Origin of the sequence: Actinocrinis sp. (genome assembly GCF_035653575.1) — a bacterium.
Lineage (GTDB): Bacteria > Actinomycetota > Actinomycetes > Streptomycetales > Catenulisporaceae > Actinocrinis.
Map to the genome: position 1 here is coordinate 1 of NZ_DASRBQ010000004.1, position 10794 is coordinate 10794.

A 10794-nucleotide genomic window follows, 5' to 3' on the forward strand; every position below is an offset into this window, starting at 1 on the left:
TCAGTTCTTCTGGATCTGGGTGAAGGACAGCTCCACCGGGGTCTCCCGGCCGAAGATCTCCACCAGGCCCTTGATCTTCTGCGAGTCCGCGTTGATCTCGTTGATGGTCGCCTGCAGGGTGGCGAACGGGCCGTCGATCACGGTCACCGAGTCGCCGACCTCGAAGTCGAGCACCTTGACCTCGACCGGGGCCTTGGGCGCGCCGTCCGGCTGCGGCTGGTCGGCCATCAGGATCTTGGCGACCTCGTCGGTGGTCAGCGGGAACGGCTCGTGTGCGTTGCCGACGAAGCCGGTCACGCCCGGGGTGTTGCGCACCGCGCCCCAGGAGTCCGGCGTCAGGTCCATCCGGACCAGCACGTAGCCCGGGAACTTGTTGCGCTTGACCTTCTTGCGCTGGCCGTTCTTGACCTCGACGGCCTCCTCCATCGGCACCTCGATCTGGAAGATGAAATCCTCCATGTTGAGGGACTGGATGCGCGTCTCCAGGTTCTGCTTCACCCGGTTCTCGTAGCCCGCGTAGGAGTGCACGACGTACCAGTCGCCGGGGGCCCGGCGCAGCGCCTCGCGGAACTCGTCAAGCCCGACCGGCGTCTCCGGCTCGGGCACGTCCCCGGCCTGTTCGGCCGGGGCCGGCGCGGTCTCGACGGATTCCTCGGCCTCAAGACCGAGACCGGGATCGGCCGCGAAGGGGTCCCGCTCGTCGTACTGCGCCGATTCGGTCATGTCGGACACTGCGGCCTCTACTTCCTTCTGCTCGCGTCTGCACCGTGGGACGCGACACGCCGCTGCGCGTCGACATCACACCTCACGGGTTCCAGACTAGCCGGTTACGGCGAGGCGAACTGCCGTGCCGGACCACGCATGGCGGGAAGCGCAAGGTAAACGCAGCGCGCGGAACGCCGGGCTCAGCCGAAGACGGCCTGGACGGCGTGGGTCAGGCCGAAGTCGAACAGCGCGATGATCGCGATGATGAACAGCACGAAGACGATGACCACCGAGGTGTACGTACCCAGCTCGGTGCGGGTCGGCCAGACGACCTTCCGCAGCTCGGCGACGATCTGCCGGTAGTACAGCGCCGGGGTGGCCCGCTTCTTGCGCGGGGCCCGCTTCTCGTCCGCGGACTTGGCCCGCGCCCGCGACTTGACCCGCTCGGCGCGACGCTCGGAGCGCGATTTGCCGCGATCTTCGGTCTTTCCGGCGGCCTTTCGCGGCGCCGCGTCCTGCGGCTCTACCTCCGCGGAGGCCCCGTCCAGGTCCTCGGCGTCGCTGCGCGTCTGGCTCACCTGCTACCTCACCCTGATTTATCCGTCTTAGTTGCGCCGTGCACCGCACAGCGTACGACGCAAGCCGCGCCAGGGCCACCTTCACTTGTGAAGGCCGCCCTGGCGCGGCTGTTGCCTGCTCGTTGTACCTCTCGCAGGGCCGGAGGGACTTGAACCCCCAACCCCCGGTTTTGGAGACCGGTGCTCTGCCAATTGAGCTACGACCCTAGGCGTTCGCCCTGCACTGCCGGGGCGGACCCCGGCGAGGACAACGGAAGTCTAGACGGTACGCAGTCGGCTAGTCGAATGGGTACCGGCGAACGGCTCAAGCCGTGTTTACTCTGCAAACCTCGCTGCGAGCACCCGGCCGGAGATGAAACGATGTGCGGTGTCGCCGGCCGACCGAGACCGCGGCACACCACAGCAGCAACGACAGCTGGAGCCCGTGCCATGACCCAGTCCCCCTTTCCGCGCATCTCGCACCGCATCGGCTCGATCGCCGAGTCCGCGACCCTCGCCGTGGACGCCAAGGCCAAGGCCCTCAAGGCGGCCGGCCGCCCGGTGATCGGCTTCGGCGCGGGCGAGCCCGACTTCCCGACTCCGGACTACATCGTCGAGGCGGCCGTGAAGGCGGCGCAGGACCCGAAGTACCACCGCTACACCCCGGCCGGGGGACTGCCGGAACTGAAGGCCGCGATCGCGGCGAAGACGGTGCGCGACTCGAAGGTGGTGTTCGAGCCGGGCCAGATCCTGGTCACCAACGGCGGCAAGCAGGCCATCTACAACGCCTTCGCGACCCTGCTCGACCCGGGCGACGAGGTCATCGTGCCCACCCCGTTCTGGACCACGTACCCTGAGTCGATCCGGCTGGCCGGCGGCGTCCCGGTCGAGGTGCTCGCGGACGAGAGCGCCGGCTACCTGGTGACCGTGGAGCAGCTTGAGGCGGCGCGTACCGAGCGCACCAAGGTACTTCTGTTCGTCTCCCCGTCCAACCCGACCGGCGCGGTGTACTCCCCCGCCCAGGTCGCCGAGATCGGCCGCTGGGCCGACGAGCACGGGCTGTGGGTGCTGACCGACGAGATCTACGAGCACCTGGTCTACGGCGACGCCGAGTTCGTCTCGATCCTGGCCGCGACCCCGTCGCTGGCCGAGCGCTGCGTCGTGGTCAACGGCGTGGCGAAGACCTACGCGATGACCGGCTGGCGGGTGGGATGGCTGGCCGGGCCGGCGGACGTGGTGAAGGCCGCCACCAACCTCCAGTCGCACGCCACCTCGAACGTCTCGAACGTCTCGCAGGTCGCGGCGCTCGCGGCGGTTTCCGGGGACCTGTCCGCGGCGCACGAGATGCGGGTCGCCTTCGACCGGCGGCGGCAGACGATCGTGAAGATGCTCAACGAGATCGAGGGCGTCGAATGCCCCGAGCCGCTCGGCGCGTTCTACGCCTATCCGTCCGTGAAGGGCGTGCTGGGCAAGGAGATCCGCGGCAAGCTCGTGACCACCTCGGCCGAGCTGGCCACGGTGATCCTGGACGAGGTCGAGGTCGCGGTGGTTCCCGGTGAGGCGTTCGGGCCGTCCGGCTACCTGCGTCTGTCTTACGCGCTCGGCGACGACGACCTGATCGAGGGCGTCTCCCGGATCCAGGAGCTGCTGGCCGAGGCGAAGTAGCCGGCCCGCTCGCGGAGAGCTGACGTTCGAGGGCCGGTCCGGCGGTTGTCCCGCCGGACCGGCCCTCGTGGTTTTCCCGGTACCGCTTCTTGGTGCGGCTGTCTGGTGCTGCTGTGCTGAAAGTTACGGGCGGTCAGATCGCTTGCGGCTGTGAAACTTCCACGATGTCGGCCTGCTTGCGCCGGTTCGGCACGAACCACATCGCGAGCGAGGCGGCCAGCAGCACTGCGGCGCCGGTCCACACGGCCGGCTGCAGGCCGTTGACGAAGTGCTGCGCGGCGGACAGGGAGCGGGTCGGGCCGTAGCCGCCGCGGGCCGAGAAGATGGCGCCCATGACCGCGATGCCGAGCACGCCGCCGAACTCGCGGATCGCGTTGTTCACGCCGGAGGCGATGCCCTCTTCGTGCCGCCGTACCGAGCCGAGCACCAGGTTCGCGATCGGCGCGAAGAACAGCGCGTTGCCGATGCCGCCGAGGATGAGGCCAGGCAGCAGGTGCGTGTACGGGGTGTTGACCGCGGTGACATCGGCCAGCCAGCCAAGCGCCCCGGCCTGGAACAGCAGGCCCACGGCGACGATCGCGCGTCCGCCGATGCGGTCCGACAGCATGCCCGCCAGCGGGGCGATGACCATCGGCATCGCGGTCCACGGCAGCATCCGCACGCCGGCGGCCAGCGGCGAGTAGCCCCAGATCAGCTGGAAGGTCTGCGCCAGGAAGAAGATCGAGCCGAACATCCCGAAGAACATCAGCAGCGACGCGAGGTTGATCAGCGGGAAGGAGCGGCCGCGGAACAGGCGCAGCGGCAGCATCGGGTGGTCGGTACGCGCCTCGCGCAGCAGGAATCCGGCCAGGGCGAGCGCGCCGACCAGGAAGCCGCCCAGCACCTCGGCGTTGGTCCAGCCGATCGAACCGCCGCGGATCAGGCCGAGCACGATGCCGAACAGCCCGAGGCTCACCAGGGCGTTGCCGATCAGGTCGAGGCGCTGCGCCGCGCCGCGGCTCTCGGTGAGCCAGAACCTGGAGAGCGGCACGATGACCGCGCCGATCGGCACGTTCAGCCAGAAGATCCACTGCCACGAGGCGTTCTCCACCACCGCGCCGCCGATCATCGGGCCGACCGCGATCGCGAGCCCGGCCAACGCTCCCCAGCCGCCGATGGCCAGGCCGCGCCGCTGCGGGCGCACCGAGGCGGAGAGCAGGGTCAGGGTCAGCGGCACGACGATCGCACCGCCGAGGCCCTGAGCCGCCCGCGCGGCGATCAGGACGCCGATGTTCGGGGCGAGCGCGGAGACGACGGAGGCTCCGGTGAACAGGCTCAGGCCGATCGTGAACAGCCGGCGGCGGCCGAAGCGGTCGCCCAGGGTGGAACCGGTGAGCAGGAAGACGGCGAAGGTGAGCGTGTACGCCGAGATCGTCCACTGCAGGCCCTGGAGCCCGGCGTGCAGGGATTTCTGGATCGAGGGCAGCGCCGTGGTGACGACAAGGTTGTCGAGCTGCGCCATGAACATCGCGACGCCGGTAATGACGAACGTGCGGATCGGGTGCCCGATCGTCGCGTGCTGCGCCTCGTGGAGTGCTGTTGCCTGGTGCTCGTGCACGGCGGGTGCGTCGTGCCATATCCCGTTGAGCGGCGGTGCAGTGACAGTGGTCTCGGTCATCGTTTCCCCTCCGATGAATAGTTATCAGTCACTAACTTAAGTTGCTAGTAATCGGTCACTAAGTTCAATGGTCAAGGCTGAAGCTAGAAAATCGTCAGATCAGGTCGACGGAATTAGTCGCGAACGCGGCCGGTGTGCGCCATGAGTGCCTCAAGCACCGGCGTCCACTGCTCATCCTGGCCGTCCAGCCGGCCTGCGGCCGCGATCACATTGCAGAACATGCCCTTGGCGAAGAAGATGACCCGGTCCTCGATCGGCAGCCCGGAAAGCTTCTCCACCTCGTCCCAGATCTCCTGCAGGCAGTGGCGCGTCTGGCGCTGGACGTCCTCGTCGTAGCAGGCCGCAAAAGTCTGCAACTGCATCAGCAGCCACTCGCGATGCGACGTCAGCTTCTCCGAATATGCCTGACCCATCGCGTCGAGCGCGTCGTGGCCGGTCTTGCCGCCTGCCGCCTCGCGCATCAGGATCAGCGTGTCGTTCATGTTCTTCTCGCTGGCGGCGAGAAAGAGGTCCTTCTTCGTCGGGAAGAGGCGGAAGAGGTAGGGCTGCGAGACCCCGACCCGCTCGGCGATCGCGGCCGTGGTCGCGCCCTCGTAGCCGAAGCGGGCGAACACCGTGATCGCCTCGGCGATCACCTGCGCGCGCCGGTCCTCGGCTGACATCCGGGTGCTCACGACCCGCCTCCTTCGACTGCTGTCGCGCAGCTGCTGTTGCGCGTCCGGGCGGAGGTTCCGCCTGCACCACATAAGTTAGTGAGCGATAACTACCAAGTCAAGCCCCCGACCAGAACCGGTTCCGGGACCAGCCGGACGCCGAAGCGCGCCTCGACTCCGTCGCGCACATGCGCCGCGAGTCGTAGCAGGTCAGCGGTGGTCGCGCCGCCCCGGTTGGTGAGGGCGAGGGTGTGCTTGGTGGACAGGGTGACTGGTCCGGAGCCGTAGCCCTTGGTGAAGCCGGCCTGATCGATGAGCCAGGCGGCCGGCACCTTGATCCGGCCGTCGGGCTCGGGATAGTGCGGCGGAGGCGTCTGGCAGCGGGCCTCGAAGGCGGCGAAGGCCTCCGGCTCCAGGATCGGGTTGGTGAAGAAGGAACCGGCGCTCCACGTGTCGTGGTCCGCCTCGTCCAGCACCATGCCGCGCCGGCGCCGCTGCTCCAGCACCGCCTCGCGCACGGCCTTGAGCGGCGCGCGCTCCCCGATCTCCAGACCGAGCGCGATCGCGACGTCCTTATACCGGATCGGGGCTGAGAGCCCGCCGGTGTCGGTGAGCTGGAAATGCACGCGGGTGACCACGTAACGACCGGAGCCTTGGTGTACCGCATCCTTGAACAGGCTGTGCCGGTACGTGAAGGCGCAGTCGGCGTTGTCCAGCAACACCATTTGCTGCGTGACGCGGTCGTAGGCGTCGACCATGACGACGGTCTGGCTCACGTCCTGCCCGTATGCGCCGACGTTCTGAATAGGCGTCGCCCCCGCGAGACCAGGGATGCCCGAGAGGCATTCGATGCCTGAGAGCCCTTCGTCGACCGCTTGCGCAACGACGTCGTCCCAAGGCACGCCGGCTGCTACTGAAAGCAGACCGTCCTGGATGGTCACACCGGCTGTGGCGATACGCACGACGGTCCCGCGGTACCCCTCGTCGGCGATCACGACGTTCGAGCCGCCGCCGAGGATGAGCAAATCGTCGCCGTGCCCCTCGACGTCGCGGATCGCCGCGACCAGGTTCGCGTCGGTGTCCGCGGTGAAGAAGTGGTCGGCCGGGCCGCCGAGCCGCAGCGTCGTGTACGGCGCAAGCGCGACGCCGTGCTCGTATCCGCCGGTCATGGCACCCGGACGACGGCGATCGCGCGGCCGAGCACCTTCTGGCCCGCGCTCATCGCGGTCAGGTCGACCCGCACCTTGTTGTCCTCGAGCAGAGCGGCGATCTTGCCGAAAACTTCGATGCTGGCGCCGACTCCGTCGTCTGGGACTACCACCGGCTTGGTGAACCGCACGCCGTACTCCACCACCGCGCCGGGATCGCCGACCCAGTCCGTCACGACGCGGACGGCCTGCGCCATCGTGAACATGCCGTGCGCGATCACGTTCGGCAGGCCGACCTGGACCGCGAAGCGCTCGTTCCAGTGGATCGGGTTGAAGTCCCCGGCGGCCCCGGCGTACCGCACCAGGTCGGTGCGGTTCACCGGAAAGGTCTGCGACGGCAGCTCATCGCCGACGGCCAGGCTCTCGTAACGCGGCATCAGGACTCCCCTGCCTTGGCCTCCGCCGTGGACTCGGCCGTGCCGACGCTCTCGGCATCGGAGGTGTCAGACGTGTCAGAGGTGTCGGGGCGGACGACGAACAGCCCGTACGCGGTGCACACCTGCTCACCCTCGACCGTGCGTAGGTCGCTGACCAGCGTGATCATGTCGCTGCCCGCGATCGACTTGATCGCCTCGACCTTGACGACGCACTCGATCCGGTCCCCCGCGCGCATCGGCCGCTGGTAGACGAACCGCTGGTCGCCGTGCACCACCCAGGACTTGCCGAGGCCGAACTCGGGATCCTCGACCGCCTGGTAGGCCGCCGGGATCGCGATGATGACCGGGAAGGTCGGCGGGGCGATCACGTCGGGGTGGCCGAGCGCCTTGGCGGCCTCGGGGTCCAGGTAGGCCGGGTTCAGGTCGCGCACCGCGGTGGCGAACTCCCGGATCTTCTCCCGCCCCACCTCGTAGGGAGCGGTGGGCGGATAGGTCCGCCCGACGAACGACTGATCCAGCGGCATGGCCCGGCCCGTCACCCCTCTGCTCGTCACGCTTGCGCGGCCTCGGGCGCGCGCCGCGTCTTTTGGGCTGTCTGTGACTGTGCTGATCGCTCTCGGTCAAGACGCACGAGAAGCCGCTCCGCGCTGCGCGGCTCGATCACGGCTGGGTGATCGCGGCACAGGGCGGGCGGCTTCCGAGGTTCGCGCGGCGCGGACTACCGGGTCTCGCGGTGGATGGTGTGCTTGCCGTCCCGCGGGCAGAACTTCTTCAGCTCCAGGCGGTCCGGGTCGTTGCGCCGGTTCTTCTTGGTGATGTAGTTCCGCTCCTTGCACTCCACGCAGGCCAGCGTGATCTTCGGGCGGACGTCGGTAGCGGCCACGGGAGCTACTCCTGTTTGCGGACGGACAGACAGATAAGCGGACTACACAAGGCTACCCGATCGAACAGGGTGCCCCGGACGCCCGCGTCATGCTTCGGGTGTTGGTAGCGGTGACCGGACTTGAACCGGTGACAAAGCGATTATGAGCCGCTTGCTCTGCCAACTGAGCTACACCGCCATGATCGACTAAGGCCCGCCGGGCGACGCTCGTTCAAGACGTCACGGGCGGGCCGCCGATCACAGAGCCCCAATACGGAATCGAACCGTAGACCTTCTCCTTACCATGGAGACGCTCTGCCGACTGAGCTATTGGGGCGAGCGAGGAAAACCATACACGGCGGACCGCGCGCAGCGAAATCCGGTTTCGCCCGGGCGAGTGGCGGCGGGCGCCGAGCTGGCCGGACGCCCGTGGCGTCGCAATACCCGGACTCACTCTCCCGCGACCAGCGGACAGCGCGGCCCCGGATACGCCACGATATCCCGCGTGACGATTGAGCCGGGGGCGAGCACAGCGAGCACAGCCGCATCGAGCGGGCCGTACGCCGAGAACGAGTCAGCCGACGGGGAGATACCGGGCTGGCTGCCGCAACTCACACGGGCCGAGCGCCGCCTGTGGGAGGCATTCCCCTACGGGGCCACGGTCGAGTACCTGTCCGGCAACCCAGAGCTCGACGATCCAGCGCAGTCGGACGAGTGGGGCGACGATCGTACGATCCGAGCGGCCGTGATCGCGGCTCTGGCCCTCGGTGCCTGCAAGCCGGTGCCGGGGCGTACTGCGGGCGTCCGAATCGTCGGCGCGCGCGTCGTCGGGCAGATCGATCTGCGGCACGGCCAGATCGACGTGCCGCTCACCCTGCGGCACTGCCGGATCGAGGACACCCTGCGCTTCGACGAGGCGGTGACCAAGTCGATCGACCTGACCGGCTCGCACACCGGCCGGATCATGGCCGAGGGCGCGCACGTGCGCGGCTCGTTGAAGCTGAACGACGCGCGGATCTTCGGCGATCCGGATTTCGCGCTACACCTGGACGAGATCACGATCGACACGGACCTCGCCGCGCGTGCGCTGCATTGTGACGGTCCGATCTGCCTCATCGGCGCCCGAGTAGGCGCCGTCGTGGACCTAATCCGCGGCAAGCTGCACCACCCCGGCGCGGTGGCGGTCAATCTCGGCGGTGCGATGATCGGCCGCAGCCTCCTGGTCGGGTACGCGCGCGTCAGCGGCCAGATGCGACTGCTCGGCGCGTGCGTCAGCGGCATGGTTTTGTTCTCCGGCGCGCAGTTCACCGATATCGGTGACACGTGGGGCGTCGCGATCGAGGGCGAGAACTTCACAGCCGCGGGCGACGGCTTGTTCGACAAAGGCTTCCGCACCGAGGGACAGGTTTCCTTCATCGGCGCCAGCTTCGGCGGCGTGCTCTCGTTCCGCGACGCGCACCTTGCCAGCATCAGGGACAACCCCGCTCTCTACTGTGGCGGCATACAGGTCGCGCGCGGGTTCTACCTCACCCACGGCTTCCACGCGAAGGGCGAGGTGCGCCTCATCGGCGCTCGAGTCGGCGGGCATCTGGACCTGGTCGGGATGGCGAAGGACTCAGGCCCGCTGACGCTCTACCACGCCAATGTGGCGACGATTAACGACGGCGGGCCGGAGAACTGGCCGGATGAGGTACTGCTCGATGGTCTTACGTACAGCGCGTTCGACCCATACCTGCCCGGTAAGGATCGTCTCGCGCTGCTGCGCCGCCAGCGCGCCGGTTACCGCGCACAGCCGTACGAGTTCATGGCTGCGTATTACCGCGCGCTCGGCCACGAGGAGGACGCACGCACGATCCTGATCGAGAAGGAGCGGGTCCGCCGGATCGACGGCCGGCGCTGGGACCGGTTCGTCGGCGTGATGTTCGGCACGTTGGTCGGTTACGGATACCGGCCGATGCGTGCCGTGTTTTTCAGTATTCTGATACAGTTGGCGGCGGTCGGTTTCTTCGCGGTCAACCGGCCGACCCAGATCCGCGCGGATGACCACGTCGTCTACTACCCGGCTCTCTACGCTGCGGATTTGTTCGTGCCGATCGTCCACTTCGGCCAGGCCGACTCGTTCCAGTCGCACGGCTTCGCGGCGGTCGTGGCCTTCGTCCTGCCATACCTCGGCTGGGCGTTCGGCATCGCGATCGTGGCCGGCGCCTCGCGCGCGCTGGCCCGGGGCGGATCGGGCATGCTGGGGTAGGTCGGACACGGTCGGGCCGAATTCAACTATCCCGAGTTCAACTACGAGGCTCCGGAATAGTTTATTATTCAACTGAGTTGCAGCGGGTGAGGCGCCCACCCGACCCCCGGCACGAGCAACAGGAGTTGAAACCATGACCGAGCTGCACCAGGTTCTCGAACTCGACAAGAACGCCCAGGACCTGCTGTTCCGCTCCGCCCGCACCGCGAACACGTTCACCGACGAGCCGGTGAGCGAGGAGCAGATCGCCGCGATCTACGACCTGATCAAGTTCGCGCCGACCTCGATGAACATCCAGCCGCTGCGTGTCGTGCTGGTACGCACCCCCGAGGCCCGCGAGCGCCTGGTCGGGCACCTGAGCGAGGGCAACAAGGCCAAGACCGCCAGCGCGCCGCTGACCGCGATCCTCGCCTACGACCCCGAGTTCCACGAGCACCTGCCGACCGTCTTCCCGCACTTCGAGGGCGCGCAGGCGCTGTTCAAGGACCAGCCGCACCGCTTCGACACGGCCAAGCTCAACGCGCTGCTCCAGGTCGGCTACTTCATCCTCGGCGTGCGCGCGGCCGGCCTCGCCGCCGGCCCGATGACCGGCTTCGACGCCGAGGGCATCGACCGCGAGTTCTTCGCCGACTCCGGCTACAAGACCCTCGTCGTGGTCAACATCGGCAAGCCCGGCGAGAACGCCTGGTTCCCGCGCAACCCGCGCCTCGACTACGAGCAGGTCGTCACCACCGTCTAAGGCAGCTGACGCAGCTGAGCAGCGAGCGAGGAAGGGTCAGGGCGTCCTAAGCGCCGCACCACCACCCACCACGCTGTAACCCCGCAAAGCGCTGTGGCCCGCCGGATTCCGGCGGGCCACAGC

The 10794-nt window shown here is 68.1% G+C and carries 10 protein-coding genes, 3 tRNA genes and 1 pseudogene; 3 read left to right on the forward strand and 11 right to left on the reverse strand.

Translation table 11 applies throughout. The annotated features are described in order from the left end of the window. From nusG to VFA06_RS00670, 3 genes and pseudogenes are all read right to left on the reverse strand, one after another. Positions 1-747: pseudogene (gene nusG / locus VFA06_RS00660) on the reverse strand (transcription termination/antitermination protein NusG); the annotation flags it as partial. A gap of 158 nt (positions 748-905) precedes the next feature. After that, positions 906-1283 (reverse strand): preprotein translocase subunit SecE, encoded by a 378-nt coding sequence (gene secE / locus VFA06_RS00665; RefSeq protein ID WP_324838347.1) that lies wholly within the window; start codon positions 1281-1283, stop codon positions 906-908. A gap of 134 nt (positions 1284-1417) precedes the next feature. Further along, a tRNA-Trp gene (locus VFA06_RS00670) sits at positions 1418-1490 on the reverse strand. A 222-nt stretch (positions 1491-1712) separates the two neighbouring features. On the opposite strand from VFA06_RS00670, the gene VFA06_RS00675 reads away from it, so the two are divergent. Further along, entirely contained in the window at positions 1713-2927 is a 1215-nt protein-coding gene (locus VFA06_RS00675; RefSeq protein WP_324838348.1) for a pyridoxal phosphate-dependent aminotransferase, read from the forward strand. A 133-nt stretch (positions 2928-3060) separates the two neighbouring features. Here the strand turns inward: VFA06_RS00675 and VFA06_RS00680 are convergent, their stop codons facing one another. The 8 genes from VFA06_RS00680 to VFA06_RS00715 all read right to left on the reverse strand — a co-directional run bounded on the left by VFA06_RS00680 (position 3061) and on the right by VFA06_RS00715 (position 8021). Beyond that, on the reverse strand, positions 3061-4584 hold the full coding sequence (locus VFA06_RS00680; RefSeq protein ID WP_324838349.1) for an MFS transporter: 1524 nt from the start codon (positions 4582-4584) through the stop codon (positions 3061-3063). A gap of 113 nt (positions 4585-4697) precedes the next feature. Continuing rightward, complete coding sequence (locus tag VFA06_RS00685; protein ID WP_324838350.1) at positions 4698-5258, reverse strand: helix-turn-helix domain-containing protein; 561 nt, start codon at positions 5256-5258, stop codon at positions 4698-4700. Between the two features lie 89 nt (positions 5259-5347). Beyond that, entirely contained in the window at positions 5348-6406 is a 1059-nt protein-coding gene (locus VFA06_RS00690; protein WP_324838351.1) for a UDP-N-acetylmuramate dehydrogenase, read from the reverse strand. Continuing rightward, a complete protein-coding gene (locus VFA06_RS00695; protein ID WP_324838352.1) occupies positions 6403-6822 on the reverse strand; it encodes a MaoC family dehydratase in 420 nt (139 codons plus the stop codon). The genes VFA06_RS00690 and VFA06_RS00695 overlap by 4 nt, the downstream gene beginning before the upstream one ends. Continuing rightward, a complete protein-coding gene (locus VFA06_RS00700) occupies positions 6822-7346 on the reverse strand; it encodes an FAS1-like dehydratase domain-containing protein (RefSeq protein WP_324838353.1) in 525 nt (174 codons plus the stop codon). The genes VFA06_RS00695 and VFA06_RS00700 overlap by 1 nt, the downstream gene beginning before the upstream one ends. Positions 7347-7540: 194 nt before the next feature. Continuing rightward, positions 7541-7705: a 50S ribosomal protein L33 gene (gene rpmG / locus VFA06_RS00705; RefSeq protein ID WP_324838354.1), complete on the reverse strand. Its 165-nt coding sequence runs from the start codon at positions 7703-7705 to the stop codon at positions 7541-7543. A 102-nt stretch (positions 7706-7807) separates the two neighbouring features. Further along, positions 7808-7883, reverse strand: a tRNA-Met gene (locus tag VFA06_RS00710). A gap of 65 nt (positions 7884-7948) precedes the next feature. Beyond that, positions 7949-8021 (reverse strand) — tRNA-Thr (locus VFA06_RS00715). A gap of 168 nt (positions 8022-8189) precedes the next feature. Here VFA06_RS00715 and VFA06_RS00720 point away from each other — a divergent pair. Then, entirely contained in the window at positions 8190-9932 is a 1743-nt protein-coding gene (locus VFA06_RS00720) for a hypothetical protein (protein WP_324838355.1), read from the forward strand. 133 nt (positions 9933-10065) lie between these two features. After that, the gene (locus VFA06_RS00725; protein ID WP_324838356.1) at positions 10066-10671 is read left to right on the forward strand and encodes a malonic semialdehyde reductase; all 606 of its coding nucleotides are present in this window, start codon (positions 10066-10068) and stop codon (positions 10669-10671) included. The last annotated feature ends 123 nt before the right edge of the window (positions 10672-10794 follow it).

Excerpts from the sequence above, each read along its gene's own strand:
- VFA06_RS00690 (WP_324838351.1), bottom strand. The coding sequence starts at position 6,406 with ATGACCGGCGGATACGAGCACGGCGTCGCGCTTGCGCCGTACACGACG.
- VFA06_RS00680 (WP_324838349.1), bottom strand. The coding sequence starts at position 4,584 with ATGACCGAGACCACTGTCACTGCACCGCCGCTCAACGGGATATGGCAC.
- VFA06_RS00695 (WP_324838352.1), bottom strand. The coding sequence starts at position 6,822 with ATGCCGCGTTACGAGAGCCTGGCCGTCGGCGATGAGCTGCCGTCGCAG.
- VFA06_RS00700 (WP_324838353.1), bottom strand. The coding sequence starts at position 7,346 with ATGCCGCTGGATCAGTCGTTCGTCGGGCGGACCTATCCGCCCACCGCT.
- VFA06_RS00675 (WP_324838348.1), top strand. The coding sequence starts at position 1,713 with ATGACCCAGTCCCCCTTTCCGCGCATCTCGCACCGCATCGGCTCGATC.
- VFA06_RS00725 (WP_324838356.1), top strand. The coding sequence starts at position 10,066 with ATGACCGAGCTGCACCAGGTTCTCGAACTCGACAAGAACGCCCAGGAC.